Below are 16,324 nucleotides of genomic sequence, written 5' to 3'. Positions count from 1 at the left end.
ATATTGGAATTCCAATATCGGCTTGTGAGAGTATGATCACAGAAAAATACTTCATTTAGGTTACTTTTTGGCATACCAACACCGAGCTCTAATCCACCGATTGATGAGGTAGTGCTTATGTCATTTAAGGATCGCATGATCGATTCTCTGGGATCATTCGCCAGTCGCTTCAACAGCCTGAGATATATCATGGCGATTAAAGCGTCTTTTATCACCCTGATGCCGGTGATTATTGTCGGCGCTTTCTCTGTCCTGATATCAAATATGGTGCTGGACCCGGTGAATGGCCTGGCGAGCTTCAGTTTTTTTGCCCCTCTGGCGCAGTTAAAACCGATAATGAGCAGTATCAATTACGCCACGTTGAGTTTCCTGACCATCGGCGCGGTGTTTTTGATTGGTATTGAACTGGGGAGAATCAACGGCTCCAGGACCCTGTTCCCTGGCCTGCTGGCGGTGATTTGCTTTATAGCCGTTACCCCCACCACCCTGGACATGATGGTTGGCGATCAGATGATGGTGGTCAAGGATGTGCTGGCAAAACAATTCTCCGATACCAAGAGCCTGTTTCTGGGGATGTTTATCGCCATCATTTCTGTCGAAATCTATTCCCGCCTGGAGAAGGTGGAAAAATTCAATATCAAAATGCCCGACAGCGTGCCGCCTAATGTCTCCGCCTCCTTCGCGGCCTTGTTCCCGGCGATTATTACCGTGCTGCTGCTGGCCACCTTTGGCTACGTTTTCCACCGTATCACCGGTATGTATCTCTATGATGCGGTATATAAAGTGGTACAGCAGCCGCTGGAGTCGGTGGTTCAGAGCCTGCCGGGTATCCTGGTGCTGATGTTTGTCGCCCAGTTGTTCTGGGTTATCGGTATTCATGGTAATCAAATGATCAAACCGATCCGTGAACCGCTGCTGCTGGGCGCCATCATGGTCAACATGACTGCCTTCGAGCAGGGAAAGGAAATACCGAACATCATCACCATGCCGTTCTGGGACGTGTATATGAGCATCGGTGGCTCAGGATTAACCATTGGCCTGCTGTTTGCCGTCCTGTTTGCCTCCAGGCGCAAAGAGATGAAGGAAATCGCCAAGCTTTCCCTGGGGCCTTCATTCTTCAACATCAATGAACCGGTCATCTTTGGCATGCCGATCATGCTTAATCCGATTCTGGCGATCCCTTTTATCATTATTCCGCTGATTACCGGCACTATCGGCTATTTTGCCACCAGCCTCGGATTTGCCGGTAAAGCAGTGGTCATGGTGCCTTGGACTACCCCTCCTATCATCAACGCCTGGCTTTCCACCGCCGGTTCAATGGGCGCGGTGGTCACGCAGTTGGTCTGTATTCTGGTCTCTTTCCTGGTGTACTTGCCGTTTGTCAGGGTGGCATCGCGCCGGGCCGAACGGGCACAGCTTGAAGCTGAGCAACTGGCCGTTGAGACATCGGAAGTCAAGTCGTCATGAGGTGTATGCATGAGTAAAGTATCCATCCCGATTCCAGCCGATTTTATCCTTGGGGCCGCCGCGTCCGCATGGCAAACCGAAGGCTGGAGCGGTAAAAAACCGGGTCAGGATTCCTGGCCGGATTTGTGGTATCTGGAAGACAGGCAGGTGTGGCACCAAGGTTATGGGCCGGCGGTCGCCACTGATTTCTACCATCGTTACCGGGAAGATATCGCCCTGATGAAACAATCCGGGTTGAGTCACTTTCGCACCTCCATCAATTGGTCGCGTTTTTTGCTCGATTACGAGCAGGTAATAGTGGATGAGGACTATGCCGGCTATGTGGATAGCGTCATTGATGAATTACTGGCCGAGGGCATTGAGCCGATGATCTGCCTTGAGCATTACGAACTGCCGGCTGTTTTGCTACAGAAATATGGCGGCTGGCAGTCCCGTGACGTCGTTGACCTGTTCGTTCGCTATGCCGGGAAGGTGTTTGAACGCTATCACCACAAGGTGAAACGCTGGTTCTCGTTCAATGAGCCTATTGTGGTCCAGACTCGGGTATACCTTGACGCGCTGCGGTATCCCTATGAGCAAAGTACCCATAAATGGATGCAGTGGAACCACCATAAAAACCTGGCTACCGCACTGCTAGTGCAGCTTTTTGAACAGCAAGGCTACCGGGGCGAGGGAGGCTCGGTCGGCGTTATCCTTAATCCGGAAGTGACTTATCCGCGTTCCTCCGCGCCGCATGATGTCAAGGCAGCCCGGCTCTATGATCTGTTCTACAACCGGGTGTTTCTCGATCCGCTGCTTAAAGGAGAGTACCCGACAGAGCTTATGGAACTGCTGGCGCTCCATCAGGTGGAATGGCACTACACCCAAACTGATCTCGAGGTTATACGGCGACATACGGTGCACGAAGTCGGCATCAATCTCTATTATCCCCACCGAGTTAAAGCGCCGAGCTATCGCTGGCATGAAGAAACACCTTTCCATCCGGCCTGCTTCTACGATCCGTTTGAATTGCCCGGCCGCCGGATGAACAAGTCCCGTGGCTGGGAAATCAATCCCAAAATAATCTATGACATGGCAAAGCGGATGACCCGGGATTATCCGACTATGCCGTGGTTTATCGCCGAAAACGGTATTGGCATTGAAAATGAAAGCCAATTCAAAAATGAGCAGGGAGTGATTCAGGACGATTATCGGATTGCCTTTATTGCCGAACACCTTTACTGGGCATTGAAGGCCAGAGAAGAGGGCGCTCGCTGCCTGGGCTATATGCTCTGGGCCTTTACCGACAATGTATCGCCGATGAACGCGTTCAAAAATCGTTATGGACTCATTGAAATTGACCTGCAGCAGCAGTTAACTCGGCGACCTAAAAAATCTGCCGGCTGGTATCGGCAATTGAGCGACAGCCGCATGCTGACATTGACCCTGGATAACGACATTAAATAGCGAGGAATTATCGATGAAACGTATCGTATTAGCCTGTTCAGCAGGCATGTCCACTTCCCTGGTGGTGACCAAGATGGAGAAGGAGGCCGCCGCTCGCTCGCTCGACTATAAAATCTATGCCATCCCTGAGCAGAATCTACGTGATGAACTGCAGAATTACGGCAGTGATATCGTGGTGGTGCTGCTGGGGCCTCAGGTTCGCTTCAAGCTTAACGAGAACAAAAAATTGACTGATGAATGGCAAATCCCGATTGCCGTGATTGATACCGTGGCCTACGGCACCTTAAACGGTGCGAAAGTGCTCGATCAGGCGTTGGGTTTGGTACAATAGCCCCAACTACCCCGGGCCTGTGCGATAGTTATACTGGTGCAGGCGAAGGGGCCGTGCGCCGACCTGGATAATGCCGGGCAGGTCGAGACTGATTTGATGGGGAAAGGGTGTGATGTTGCAGGAAAAAAAGCAGTATCAGGAGATCGGCCGGGATTTGCGGCAAAAAATTCAGTCTGGTCATTATCCGCAGGGTACACGCCTGCCCCCAGAGCGCAATATCGCTGAAACCTACGGCGTCAGCCGCACGATAGTGCGCGAGGCGCTGCTGATGCTGGAACTGGAAAAGACGGTCGATATCCGTCAGGGATCCGGGGTGTATGTGGTGAGGATCCCGGGTATTGAAGCCGAGGAAGCGGCATCTTTCAGCGACAGCGAAATAGGCCCGTTCGAATTACTTCAGGCGCGTCAGTTGATCGAAAGCAATATCGCCGCGTTTGCCGCCAAGATGGCCACCAAGGGCGATATCGAAAACCTGCGCCGGACGCTTGAACAGGAACAGCGGGATATCACTACCAATGCCCGCCACGGCAACAGTGATAAGCGTTTTCACGAACTCATCGCCACCGCGACGCAAAACGAAATGCTGCTGGAAACGGTGAAAAGCGTTTGGCAGCGTCAGGAGTCCAGCGCCCTGTGGCAGCAGCTCCATAGCCATATAGACACCACGGCCCTGCGCCTCCGATGGCTGGCAGACCATCAGAATATCCTGGCCGCGCTGCGTCGCAGGGACGTGATGGGCTGTTACCAATATATGTGGCAACACCTTGAAAACGTCAAAAATACCCTGATGGAAATCTCAGATGCCGATGCCCCGGAATTCGATGGCTATCTGTTTGAATCAGTTCCGATTTTCCAAGGGAAACTGGTCTGATGACAATGACCATCTCATTGCTAGCCGATTATCCGCAGTTTGCTGATGCGGTCGTTGAGTGCCTGTCCCAGGAGTTCGGCGGTGTCGTCAGTCGGCCGTTCTATGCTGCGTTGGTGCAAAACAGCCTGCGTCGCCAAGGATTACCTATTACCTTCATTGCGCTACGTAACGGAAAACTGGTGGGCACTGCCGGACTGTGGCGCGCCGATCTGCTGGCTCGCCAGGATCTGACTCCCTGGCTGGCGGCATTGTATATTGACGGCGACAACCGGCAGCAGGGGATTGGTCAGCGACTGCAGCAGGCAGTGGCCGATTTTGCTGTTCAGTCGGGATTCGAACACCTGTACCTCTATACTACGCTTGTTGGCTATTATGAACGCAGCGGCTGGAGCTATATCGGCGACGCCATCGAGTATCCAGATCACTCCGTGCGTCTTTATCACCGAGTGCTCTGACAGCCGGTCAGGAAGCCGGCGGCGCGACCGAGTGGCGACGCACCAGCGTCGGACTGAAGGTATTGGTCACCTCTGGCATCGGCCCGCCATTGGCCAGCGCCAGCGCCAGCTGTGCGGCCTGGGTCGCCATCGCCACCACCGGATAGCGGACAGTGGTAAGCCTGGGACGCAGGTAGCGGGAAATCAGCACATCATCAAAACCGACCAGTGAAATATCCTGCGGGACGTCGATGCCGTTATCGCTCATTACCGCCAGCGCGCCTGCCGCCATCGGATCGTTATAGCAGGCAATGGCGGTGAAGTTCCTGCCGCGGCCCAGCAGGCCGGTCATCGCCTGCTCGCCACCTACTTCATCCGGCTCGCCATAGGCGATAAGCTTTTCATCCACCGCAATGTCATGCTCTGTTAGCGCATCCCGATATCCCTGCAGCCGGTCGGTACTGTCGGGAATAGGATGGCGGGAACAGATAAAAGCGATACGTCGATGGCCCTGCTGAATCAGGTGGCGCGTCGCCAGCCAGGCACCATAGCGATCGTCGAGCGCCACGCAGCGGCTGGCATATTCGGGCAAAATGCGGTTAATCAATACCATGCCCGGGAAATGGGCCATCAGGCCATTAAGCTCGGCTTCCGGGATCATCTGCGCATGGACCACCAGGGCCGCGCACCGGTGACGAATGAGTTGTTCCAGGGCCTGACGCTCCTTTTCCAGCACATGGTAGCCATTGCCTATCAGCAGGAAATTACCGGTATTGTAGGCGACCTGCTCCACTGCTTTGACCATAGTGCCAAAAAAGGGGTCCGATACATCGGAAACGATGAGCCCCAATGTCTCGGTTGATTGCTGGGCCAGGGCCCGAGCATTGGCATTGGGGTGATATTGCAGCTGTTCCATGGCGCTGAATACCGCCTGTCGCGACTGGTCGCTGGCCTTGGGAGAGTGGTTGATGACCCGCGAGACGGTCGCCACCGAGACGCCGGCCAGTTTTGCTACATCCTTAATAGTCGCCATAAGCTTTCCCGGCTCTGAAAGGTAATCGGTTACATTGTCCAGTTTTACGGAAAAAACATTGCTTTCGCAAGGCGTTAGCGCACAGCTTTTGGAAACAATATAAATATCTTCTGGCGAAATGATTTCAAAAGCTATTTATCAACCAAGTTAATATTCGTTTATTTATAATAATTGTGTGAATTTTACAGTTGGTTTCACTTCGAGCATCAATCTTGCGATTGATACCTGGAGAATAGGCGATGGGCCGCATAGAGTAGCTATTCCCAGAGGTATTGATTGGTGAGAAATCAGCATACTCTGTGTGTTGAGTCCATTTCAGTTGCACCAACCTACGCAGATGCGTAGGTTTTTTTTTATCTCAATCCCGTGTTTTCGCCAGATCAATAAACGCCCGCAACCCGGCAGGCATATGCCGGTTAGCCGGAAAATACAGAAACAATCCTGGAATGCATGGACTCCAGTCTTCCAGCAGGCTCACCAGCTTCCCCTCATCCAGCCTTTGGCGTACCGAGAGTTCCGGCACATAGGCGATACCCAGCCCCTGATGCGCCGCTTCTATCATTAACTGAATATTATCCAACGTCAGGTTGCCGGGAACATCTATCGCCATTGTCTGCCCATGGCGGCTGAATTCCCAACGATAGCGCTTGCCGCTGGGTAGCCGCTGACGGATACACTGATGCTTAAGCAGATCCTCGGGGGTAGCGGGCAATTCTCGACCGGCAAGATAGTGTGGCGCGCAGACCGCCAGAAAACGCATATCCTCGGACAGGCGCACCGCTATCATATCCCGGGGTACCGCTTCGCCCAAGCGGACGCCGGCGTCAAATCCCTGCTCGACGATGTCGACCAACTGCCCCTCTGCCACCAAATCCAGTTCCATGCCTGGAAAATTAGCCGTGAAGCGCGGCACTACCCGTTGCAGTAAAACCCTGATTGCCGGCTCACTGCCATTGATTCTCAGCCTGCCGGTCGGCTGACCGCCGGCGGCGGAAATATCACCCAACAGCTGTTCAAGCTGATGCAGCACCGGATTCAACCGTTTTTGCAGCTGTTCGCCCGCCTCTGTCAGAGAGACGCTGCGGGTTGTCCGGTGGAACAGTCGAACGCCAAGTTCGCTCTCCAACTGTTTCAGCCCTAGGCTCAGTGACGAATGGGAAACGCCGAGATGATCGGCGGCCCGGCGGAAGCTGTTATGAGTTGCGATGGCCGCAAAAGCACGCAGGCCATCAAGAGTCGGTTTCGCCATTGGTTTGATTTCCTGACTGTATCATTCGTGATTAATGCTATTAACACACCAATGATAACGCATTAGTCTGGTGAACACGCAACCCACACCGACAGGAATCACAGTATGAGTAAAACATGGTTTATCACCGGCACCGCCGCCGGGCTTGGCCGTTTGCTGACCGAACGCTTACTGGCGCGGCATGACCGGGTGGTGGCGACCGTTCGCCGACCTGGATCGCTGGATGATCTGACCGAACGCTACGGCTCCCGGCTGCGGGTTATCAGCCTGGACTTGACTGACACCGCCGCAATCAAAACCGTAGTCGCTGAGGCTTTCAACGCCCTGGGACGTATAGATCGAATAGTGAGTAATGCGGGTTATGGCCTGTTCGGCGCTGCCGAAGAGCTGACTGATGCGCAAATTGATCGCCAGATCGCCACTAACCTGACCGGTTCCATTCACCTTATCCGGGCGGTGTTACCTTATCTGCGGCGGCAGGGGGGCGGTCGCATCGTTCAGCTATCCTCGGAAGGGGGACAAATCGCTTATCCTGATTTCAGCCTCTATCATGCGACCAAATGGGGAATCGAAGGTTTTGTGGAATCAGTTGCCCAGGAAGTCGCTGCCTTCAATATCGACTTCGTACTGGTTGAGCCAGGCCCGACAGAGACCAATTTCGGCGCTGGACTGGATGTGGCCGAACCTTTGGCATGCTACGGGCCCACGGTCGCCGGCGAATTTCGCCGGGCGCTGTTAACTGGCTCATTCGATATCAAAGGAGATGCCGACAGAACCGTGGACGCCATGCTGCAGGTGCTTGACCAACCCCAGCCGCCGTTGCGATTGCCACTGGGCAGCGCCGCCTACGATCACATCACTCAAGCCCTGACACAGCGTCTGGCGCTGGCCTCGCAACAAAAGAAACTCGCTTATTCCGCTGATAAGGAATAGAAAGGAATATAATGCCATCTGATTTTTTTCCCGTTAGTATCTGGTTGATAATGGCAATACACGCCGATGTCTCAGCTACCGGTTCCGCTTTTGACCGGCACCGACAGGGAAAAATCAGATGAGCATAAAGAATCAGTATCAGCAGCCGATAGGCTCCCCACTGCCGGACTGGGTCGCCAGACCACGTCCGGAAAAGGTCACTCTGGAAGGCCACTGGTGCCGGCTAGAGCCGCTGGCTACCGCCCATAGCCAAGCGTTGTTTGATGCCTGGCAGTTGGCAGAAGATCAGCGGGACTGGAGCTATCTTTCCATCGATCGTCCGGCGACGCCTGCTGATTGCGACTCTTTACTGGCAGCGCAAAGTGCCAGTCATGATCCGCTGTTTTTCGCTGTTATCGATTTGGCCAGCGGCAGTGCCGTAGGGTCGGTATCGTTGTTGCGCATTGATTCGGCCAATGGCGTACTCGAAATCGGCTGGGTCAATTGGACCCCACTGATGCAGCGATCCCGCTGCAGCACTGAAGCCATCGCCCTGCTGTTATCATACACTTTCGATCAATTAGGCTATCGCCGTTGTGAGTGGAAGTGCCACAGTCTGAACATGCCTTCCAACCGTGCGGCCAGGCGCCTGGGATTTCAGTATGAAGGTACCTTCCGTCAGGCCGTCGTCTCTCGCGGGCACAATCGAGATACCTGCTGGTATTCAGTTATCGATAAAGAGTGGCCGCAGATAAGAGCGGCGTTGGCCGAGTGGCTAAGTCGGGATAATTTCACCGCCGATGGGCAGCAGCAAAAGCCATTGTCGGCTTTTATGCCATCTTTATAAATGACGCGCCCAATCTGCTAAAGTTAGTTGGCGGAGCAATTATTATCATCCACTCATAAGGAGATGACATGCTGTTACCCCTGTTGCGAAGGGTACTGAAGCTACTCTATCGGGTCGAGGTTATTGGCGACGTCAGTGTACTGCATCAGCAAAAAATCATGATAACACCGAATCATGTGTCATTCCTGGATGCGGTGCTGCTCGCGTTGTTTCTGCCGGTAAAGCCGGTCTTCGCGACCTATGCCCGACTGGGGGATAGCTGGTACATCCGTATCATCAGGCGCTATGTCGAGGTTATTGTCCTCGATCATGCCCGACCACTCAGTATCAAATTGCTGATCAAAGCTATTGGCGAGGGTAAGCCGGTGGTGGTGTTCCCGGAGGGCCGGATTACGGTGACCGGTTCGTTGATGAAGATTTATGATGGAGCGGCGTTCGTCGCTTCCCGTTCCGGTGCAACCGTAGTACCGGTCTGGCTGGATGGACCTGAATTGACGCCGTTCGGGCGCATGGCTGGCTCATTTAAACTGCGTTGGTTTCCCAAAGTGACCATCAGCGTGCAATCCCCCTCATTGTTACCGATGCCCGAGGCCCCCCGGGCGCGGGATCGCCGTCGCATGGCCGGGGAACAGCTCCACCGCATCATGATGAATGCCCGGATGGCATCCAGGCCGAAGCAGACCCTTTACCAGGCATTGCTGACGGCGATGAATCGCTATGGAGCAGGGACCCCGTGTATCGAGGATATCGCCTTTAAACCGGACAGCTACCGGGCCTTGTTGAAAAAAATTCTCGGCGTTAGTCGAATACTCGAGCGTTTTACCCGCGTGGGGGAACCTATCGGCCTGCTATTGCCTAACGCAACGGTCACCGCCGCCGCGGTTATCGCTGCCGGATTGCGTGGCCGTATCCCGGCAATGCTCAATTACACTGCCGGAGCGGACGGCATCAACAACGCCGTCCTTGCGGCATCACTTAAAACGATAGTCACCTCCCGCCAGTTCTTGGAAAAAGCAAAACTGGAAGCATTGCCGCAAAAGGTGACCGGGGTGAAGTGGGTCTTCCTGGAAGACCTGAGAGATTCAGTGACCGGGGCGGATAAACTGTGGATCCTTATCCACCTGACGCTGCCCACCCGGGCTGAATTACCTTGCCGGCCCGATGACAGCGCAGTGATCCTGTTCACCTCCGGTTCGGAAGGAACCCCCAAGGGGGTAGTCCATTCCCACCAGAGTCTGCTGGCCAACATAGAGCAGATACGCTCGGTAGCGGACTTTACGCCAAAAGATAAATTCCTCTCGGCCTTGCCGATGTTTCACGCTTTTGGCTTGACGGTGGGGATGCTGATTCCACTTATAACCGGTGCCAGAGTGTTGCTCTATCCTAGCCCGCTGCATTACCGTCTCATCCCCGAACTGGTGTACGACCAGAACTGCACTGTGCTGTTCGGCACGTCTACTTTCCTGGGGCACTATGGACGCTTTGCCCACCAGTACGATTTTGCCCGGGTACGCTATGTCGTCGCCGGCGCGGAGAAGCTTTCTGAAACCACTCGTCTGCTGTGGCAGGACAAATTCGGCATTCGTATTCTCGAAGGCTATGGCGTGACGGAATGCGCGCCGGTGGTGGCCATCAATTTGCCGATGGCGGCAAAAATCCATACCGTCGGGCGGATTTTACCCGGCATCGAAACCCGCCTGTTACCGGTAGAGGGCATTGATGACGGGGGGCAACTGCAGCTGCGCGGCCCTAATGTCATGAAAGGATATTTGCGGGTGACCCGTCCGGATTACATCGAACCCCCCGTGGCTGAGAATGCCGAGGGTGAAGCGGAAACCGGCTGGTACGATACCGGGGATATCGTCACCCTTGATGCTCAGGGATTCTGCGCTATCAAGGGAAGGGCAAAGCGCTTTGCCAAACTGGCGGGGGAAATGGTCTCCCTTGAAAGCGTGGAGCAATTGGCCTATCGGACCTCTCCCGATGCCGAGCATGGGGCCACCACCAAAATCGACAAGGCACGTGGAGAAAGCGTGGTGCTGTTTACCACCGACCGCCACCTCGCCCGGGGTGCCCTGCAGCAACAGGCGCGTAAAGACGGTGTTGCGGAAATCGCCGTGCCACGCGATATACGCTATCTGGAACGGTTACCGTTGCTCGGCAGCGGTAAGCCCGACTTCGTCACCCTGAGTAAAATGGCTGCAGAGCCGGAGGATGCTGAATGAGTAAAACCGACCCGGCAGCGCCTGGGCTGTTATCACGTTCGATGATAGCGGTCATGATTGCACAGTTTTTTTCCGCTTTTGGAGATAATGCGCTGTTATTCGTCACCTTGGCGTTACTCAAAGTTCAGCTTTACCCGGACTGGAGCCAACCGGCGATGCAAATGCTGTTCGTCGCAGCTTATATCGTACTGGCGCCGTTCGTCGGTCAATTTGCCGACCATTTCCCCAAAGGCCGGGTAATGATGGTCGCCAACGGCCTGAAACTGGCCGGGGCATTGCTTATCTGCTTCGGCGCTAATCCGTTTATAGGCTACTGCCTGGTGGGGATCGGCGCGGCATCCTATTCGCCGGCCAAATATGGCATCCTCAGCGAACTCACCCAAGGGACACAACTGGTCAAAGCCAATGGCCTGATGGAAGCATCAACTATCGCCGCCATCCTGACCGGATCGGTTGCCGGTGGGATGCTGGCGGACTGGTCGATTGAAACGGCGCTGGTGGTGTGTGCAATGACCTTTGGTCTGGCAGTGATTGCCAATATCTTTATCCCCCGCCTGTCGCCCGCCAGACGGGGAAGCGGCTGGCAGCCTACGGCCATCATCCGATCGTTCAGCGCTAACTGTGGTTCGCTGTGGCAGGATCCCTGGACCCGAATGTCGATAATCGGTACCAGCCTGTTCTGGGGCGCCGGCGTTACGCTGAGATTTTTGCTGGTATTGTGGGTGCCGGTTGCGCTGGGAATCGATGATAACGCGACCCCCACTTTGCTTAACGCCATGGTCGCGGTAGGCATCGTGCTGGGCGCGGGCGCGGCGGCTCGTCTGATTACCCTGGAAACCGCCCGTCGCTGCATCCCCGCCGGCATCATCATCGGGCTGGTGGTGGTGGCCCTCAGTCTGCAGCAGCACCTGCTGCCTGCTTATGTGCTGCTGGCCTTGATTGGCATACTGGGCGGATTTTTTATCGTGCCGCTCAATGCATTGCTGCAGCATCGAGGCAAAGTGAGCGTTGGTGCGGGTAATGCCATCGCCGTACAGAACTTCGGCGAGAATATCGCCATGCTGCTAATGCTGGCGCTGTATACCCTGGCCGTGAAACTCAGTGCGCCGGCGGTGATCATCGGCGTCGGTTTCGGACTGCTGTTCAGCCTGGCTATCCTGGTGGTGTGGTGGGGTGCCCGCGCTAATAAAATTGCCGCTGGCTGAATAAGAGCACGGGCAGGTTCAGGATCAGGGGGCCGGGATGGTAAAGCGCTGATGGATAGACTCCAGCGCCGTCAGGACCTCCTCGTCAAGCGTGAGATCCAGGCTTGCCAGATTGGTCTGCAGTTGCTCAAGCGTGGTGGCGCCCAGCAGTGTTGAAGCGACAAAAGGTTGCTGACGAACAAACGCCAGCGCCATCTGCGCCGGGTCCAGGCCATAGCGCTGAGCCAGACTGACATATTCGGCAATCGCCTGCTCGGTATGCGGCGACCCGTAGCGCGTAAAGCGGCTGAAAAGCGTATTGCGCGCACCGGCGGGACGTGCGCCATTGAGGTATTTCCCGGTTAGCGTACCGAATGCCAGACTCGAATAGGCCAAGAGCTCTAAACCCTCGAATTGACTTATTTCAGCCATACCGACTTCAAAACTGCGGTTGAGCAGGCTGTAAGGATTCTGCACCGTCACAATGCGCGGCAAATCATGTTTGTCAGCAAGCTGCAGATAGCGCATGGCGCCCCAGGGGGTCTCATTGGAGATGCCGATATAGCGGATCTTGCCGGCGCGCACCTGTTCGGCTAGCGCTTCAAGCGTTTCCAACAGGGTGACGGCCGGCTTATCGTCGGTGTAACGATAATTGAGCTTGCCAAAACAGTTGGTGACTCGTTGCGGCCAGTGCACCTGATAGAGGTCGATATAATCGGTCTGCAGACGCTGCAGGCTGGCATTCAGGGCTTCACGAATATTCTTCCGATCGAGAATCTGCTGCGGGCGAATGCCGGCATCGCTGCCCCGGGATGGACCCGCCACTTTGGTCGCCAGAATGATTTTTTCACGCTGTCCGCGTGATTTCAGCCAATGACCAATATAGGTTTCCGTCAGGCCCTGCGTTTCGGGGCGCGGGGGAACCGGGTACATCTCTGCAGTATCGAGTAGATTGACGCCTGCTGCGACAGCATGGTCCAGTTGCTGATGGGACTGAGCCTCCGTGTTTTGTTCACCGAAGGTCATGGTGCCCAATCCCAGAGTACTGACTTCAAGCGAGCTATGGGGGATACGGTGATAATGCATTGAGGCTGATTCCTTGAGTATCTTGAAAAAAGGCGCGTAACGTTCCCCACTCGTCATTCGACTATAACCAAGCCGACGGTCGGGGAGAAGCGTTATATAGCGGCGACCTGATGACCTTTGTGCGCTAGAAACAAAGGGCGGTACTCAGCGCTTGAGCATCTGAGAAATATCGTTACCATTTATCTGCTTTTCATTGCCCTGTTCGTCAGTGTAGCGGATAAGCCCAGTACTTTTATCCAGCGCCGGTTTGCCGGAGGTAAGGATCATCCTGCCATCCTTGGTCGCCATCACATAATCACTGGAGCACCCTGAAAGCAGACCGGCAGTGGCCAGTACCAACACCATTATTATTCTTTTATTCATCGCATTTATCCGTTTTATCGAAAATCAGACCCGGCCAGCAAGGTTAACAATATCAAGGGCTGCCAACAGCGGGGTTGTCGTCTTTTTGACAATCTAAGGAGACGTAGTGCGTTATCGGCCGCAGAAGTCAGGATATGAGCCGTCAACGTTCCCGACTGGTTTGCGGCACCGGTTCGGATTTAGCATTTCTCAGCAGATTCAGCCCTTCGACCGCCAGTGAAAAAAACATGGCAAAATAGATATAGCCTTTGGGCACCGCAACATCAATACTTTCCAGAATCAAAGTGCCGCCCACCAATATCAGGAAAGCCAGCGCCAGCATCTTGACCGAGGGATGGGCGTCGACAAATTCGCCGATCGCGCGGGCGGCAAACATCATGATACCCACTGCGATGACTACTGCCGCCATCATGATGAAAAGGTGGCTGGATAATCCTACCGCGGTAATTACCGAGTCCAGGCTCAATACTATATCCAGCATAATGATTTGAATGATGGCGCCGAGAAAGGAGTGGATTTCCTTACCCTCGTCAGACGCGCTTTCTTCCCTGATATTGCTGACGATTTCACCCACTGATTTCCATATCAGAAACAGGCCGCCCGCCAGCAGAATCAGGTCGCGAGTCGAGATCCCCTGGCCCAGTAGCGAGAAAAGCGGACGGGTTAAATGCACTACCCAGGCAATAGCCGCCAAAAGACACAGCCGCATCAGCATCGCGCCGGTCAGTCCGATGCGCCGGGCGCTGGTTTGCTGATGTGAGGGCAGTTTGGCCACCACCAGAGACAGAAAAACGATGTTATCAATGCCTAATACAATTTCTAATACCGTAAGCGTCCCTAACGCCATCCAGGCGGCAGGGTCGATAATCCAATCAAACATAACAAAGATGACCTTAGATTGATGCTGTCACTCAATTATAGGCTTTTTGGCTTTTCATTGGGCAAAACGATCAGGACTGAACCATAAAATGTCGCGCCAGCAGGTGGCCGGTGAAGGCTTTCTTCAGGTAAAAGCCGCGGGGCAGGGTCAGAATAGGCTGACCCTGTTCACCGACCGCCGCGGTCAGTGCTCGGCCATTGGCTGCTTTCGGCCGTAACTGCAGCACCTCTCCATGGCGGGCGGTGATATGCTCCACCTGACCCAGCACAATCAGGTCCATCAATTCTTCCCAGTCCTGCCTGAGCTGCGCTTCTTCCTCGGCATCAGGGCTCCACAGCAAAGGAGAACCGACCCGCCGTTCAGCCAATGGCATACCGCGTTCACCTTCGACCGGAATCCACAGTACCCGCGCCAGTTTGTAGCGTACATGGCTGGTTTCCCACGTCACGCCGCTGTTGCCGGTCAGCGGCGCCACGCAGACAAACGTGGTCTCCAGCGGCCACCCATTGCGGTCTACCGGGATAGTCTTGAGTTCAACGCCGATATCAGCAAAATCCTGAACCGGTTTACTGCCGGCACTGGCGCCCAGATAACGTTCCAACAGTACTCCGATCCAACCTTTGTCACGTTTAAGGTTGGCAGGCAATACCCAGCCCGCCCCCTGCGCCAGTTCAGCCAGGTTGAAACCGGCCAGTGCGCTGGCGCGGTAAAAGAGTTCTGTTTCATTGGTCGGCGCTGGGGCCGGAGCCAAACAGGAAGGCACAGTCATATAAACATTTCCGCGGATTGATTAAAAACTAACCGGCTGAAACAGGAGATATCATTGCACAGGCAATTTAAGCTATCGGTTCCAATAATAGCATGATTTAAGACTGTTTTTTTCTTGCCGGAAACAGCAATGTTTTTATTCGCCGAATGTTGTGCACCTGATGTCAGCGACAATGAACAGGATCTTATACCCTGTTATCCACAGATTACAGGGATAACCGGGCAAATAGGCCACTACTGGTTCTATTTACAGCCTTGACGAGCCCCTTTTTTGCGAGCTTGTTCCTTTTTTGATGCATTTTATCACTAAAATTGTGGATAAAATCGGCGTTGCGCGTTTTTTAACCTTAGGCGGCTGTCTGCCGTCTGACGCACATCAGTACACTCGGTCTGTAACGGTGATAAAACATCTAGCTTGCTGAAATATAGTAAATTTATGATATGCAGAAATGCTGCATTATTTGTATCGGTAAAAGTTTTACCCATTTAATCCATCGTTCTGCACACATCTATCCACAGAAAAAGTGCATAAGCGCAGTGGCGAGACCGACAGGCTGTTTATAACGTCATGATGAAAATCGCCCTTCATGGTTACTGCGCCTTAAGAGATTACTGAAAACCAGTGGTTTACCGTATTGAGCGAGTATGAAACAATCGGAACATCTTTGCATTTTATGTAATCGAGGTAGTCCGGTGATCGATGATGATGGCTACCGCCCGAATGTTGGTATTGTAATCTGTAACCTCGAAGGGCAGGTACTGTGGGCCCGGCGTTATGGTCAGCACTCCTGGCAGTTTCCCCAGGGGGGGATCAATGCCGGTGAGACCCCAGAGCAGGCAATGTACCGTGAGCTGTTCGAAGAAGTGGGACTGAGCCGTAAGGATGTGCGCATTCTGGCTTCTACGCGCAACTGGTTGCGTTACAAGTTGCCAAAACGTCTGGTGCGCTGGGATACCAAACCGGTCTGCATCGGTCAGAAGCAGAAATGGTTTCTGCTGCAGCTCATGTGTCAGGATGCTGATATCAATATGCAACGCGGGGGGATACCCGAATTTGACGGCTGGCGCTGGGTAACTTTCTGGTATCCGGTGCGTCAGGTCGTTTCCTTTAAACGGGATGTGTATCGCCGGGTGATGAAAGAGTTTTCCGGCGTTGTCATGCCGCTGCAGGAACCTGCCCCGCAGCGGACTGCTCCGTCGTACAGGCGAAAAAGGGGTTAGGTTAGGT

At 54.2% G+C, this 16,324-nt stretch carries 16 protein-coding genes; 10 read left to right on the top strand and 6 right to left on the bottom strand.

Annotation, left to right across the window (positions count from 1 at the left end):
- The first annotated feature begins 117 nt into the window (after positions 1-117).
- From EDC52_RS17350 to EDC52_RS17330, 5 genes are all read left to right on the top strand, one after another.
- Positions 118-1,467, top strand: coding sequence for a PTS sugar transporter subunit IIC (locus EDC52_RS17350; RefSeq protein ID WP_131867198.1), 1,350 nt, complete (start codon positions 118-120; stop codon positions 1,465-1,467).
- Positions 1,468-1,476: 9 nt separating this feature from the next.
- A complete protein-coding gene (locus EDC52_RS17345) occupies positions 1,477-2,913 on the top strand; it encodes a glycoside hydrolase family 1 protein (RefSeq protein ID WP_131867196.1) in 1,437 nt (478 codons plus the stop codon).
- Between the two features lie 13 nt (positions 2,914-2,926).
- Positions 2,927-3,244 (top strand): PTS sugar transporter subunit IIB, encoded by a 318-nt coding sequence (locus tag EDC52_RS17340; protein ID WP_131867194.1) that lies wholly within the window; start codon positions 2,927-2,929, stop codon positions 3,242-3,244.
- A 112-nt stretch (positions 3,245-3,356) separates the two neighbouring features.
- Positions 3,357-4,115 carry an FCD domain-containing protein gene (locus EDC52_RS17335; RefSeq protein WP_131867192.1) on the top strand — a complete coding sequence of 253 codons (759 nt, stop codon included), beginning with the start codon at positions 3,357-3,359 and terminating at the stop codon, positions 4,113-4,115.
- Positions 4,115-4,570, top strand: coding sequence for a GNAT family N-acetyltransferase (locus EDC52_RS17330; RefSeq protein ID WP_230468085.1), 456 nt, complete (start codon positions 4,115-4,117; stop codon positions 4,568-4,570). The genes EDC52_RS17335 and EDC52_RS17330 overlap by 1 nt, the downstream gene beginning before the upstream one ends.
- A 7-nt stretch (positions 4,571-4,577) precedes the next feature.
- Here EDC52_RS17330 and galR read toward each other — a convergent pair whose 3' ends face one another.
- Entirely contained in the window at positions 4,578-5,582 is a 1,005-nt protein-coding gene (gene galR, locus EDC52_RS17325) for an HTH-type transcriptional regulator GalR (RefSeq protein WP_131867190.1), read from the bottom strand.
- Positions 5,583-5,940: 358 nt separating this feature from the next.
- Entirely contained in the window at positions 5,941-6,831 is an 891-nt protein-coding gene (locus EDC52_RS17320; protein ID WP_131867188.1) for a LysR family transcriptional regulator, read from the bottom strand.
- 105 nt (positions 6,832-6,936) lie between these two features.
- On the opposite strand from EDC52_RS17320, the gene EDC52_RS17315 reads away from it, so the two are divergent.
- The 4 genes from EDC52_RS17315 (at position 6,937) to lplT (ending at position 12,020) form a co-directional block, all read left to right on the top strand.
- On the top strand, positions 6,937-7,764 hold the full coding sequence (locus EDC52_RS17315; protein WP_131867186.1) for an SDR family oxidoreductase: 828 nt from the start codon (positions 6,937-6,939) through the stop codon (positions 7,762-7,764).
- Between the two features lie 118 nt (positions 7,765-7,882).
- Positions 7,883-8,590: a GNAT family N-acetyltransferase gene (locus EDC52_RS17310; RefSeq protein ID WP_131867184.1), complete on the top strand. Its 708-nt coding sequence runs from the start codon at positions 7,883-7,885 to the stop codon at positions 8,588-8,590.
- A gap of 68 nt (positions 8,591-8,658) precedes the next feature.
- Positions 8,659-10,815, top strand: coding sequence for a bifunctional acyl-ACP--phospholipid O-acyltransferase/long-chain-fatty-acid--ACP ligase (gene aas / locus EDC52_RS17305; RefSeq protein WP_131867182.1), 2,157 nt, complete (start codon positions 8,659-8,661; stop codon positions 10,813-10,815).
- Positions 10,812-12,020 (top strand): lysophospholipid transporter LplT, encoded by a 1,209-nt coding sequence (gene lplT, locus EDC52_RS17300; protein ID WP_131867180.1) that lies wholly within the window; start codon positions 10,812-10,814, stop codon positions 12,018-12,020. Before aas ends, lplT begins: the two co-directional genes overlap by 4 nt.
- Positions 12,021-12,044: 24 nt before the next feature.
- On the opposite strand, the gene EDC52_RS17295 is transcribed toward lplT, so the two are convergent.
- The 4 genes from EDC52_RS17295 to mutH all read right to left on the bottom strand — a co-directional run bounded on the left by EDC52_RS17295 (position 12,045) and on the right by mutH (position 15,097).
- Complete coding sequence (locus EDC52_RS17295; protein ID WP_131867178.1) at positions 12,045-13,085, bottom strand: NADP(H)-dependent aldo-keto reductase; 1,041 nt, start codon at positions 13,083-13,085, stop codon at positions 12,045-12,047.
- A gap of 144 nt (positions 13,086-13,229) precedes the next feature.
- Positions 13,230-13,448, bottom strand: coding sequence for a YgdI/YgdR family lipoprotein (locus tag EDC52_RS17290; protein ID WP_131867176.1), 219 nt, complete (start codon positions 13,446-13,448; stop codon positions 13,230-13,232).
- A gap of 142 nt (positions 13,449-13,590) precedes the next feature.
- Positions 13,591-14,328: a TerC family protein gene (locus EDC52_RS17285; RefSeq protein WP_131867174.1), complete on the bottom strand. Its 738-nt coding sequence runs from the start codon at positions 14,326-14,328 to the stop codon at positions 13,591-13,593.
- Positions 14,329-14,398: 70 nt separating this feature from the next.
- Positions 14,399-15,097, bottom strand: a complete 699-nt coding sequence (mutH, locus tag EDC52_RS17280) for a DNA mismatch repair endonuclease MutH (protein ID WP_131867172.1) — start codon at positions 15,095-15,097, stop codon at positions 14,399-14,401.
- Between the two features lie 692 nt (positions 15,098-15,789).
- Here mutH and rppH point away from each other — a divergent pair.
- Complete coding sequence (gene rppH / locus EDC52_RS17275; protein WP_131867170.1) at positions 15,790-16,317, top strand: RNA pyrophosphohydrolase; 528 nt, start codon at positions 15,790-15,792, stop codon at positions 16,315-16,317.
- The last annotated feature ends 7 nt before the right edge of the window (positions 16,318-16,324 follow it).

The organism is Biostraticola tofi, assembly GCF_004343195.1.
In the GTDB taxonomy this organism is placed as follows: Bacteria; Pseudomonadota; Gammaproteobacteria; order Enterobacterales; family Enterobacteriaceae; genus Biostraticola; species Biostraticola tofi.
Note: the sequence above shows the minus strand (reverse complement) of the source record. Positions and strands in the feature narration are given on the sequence as shown.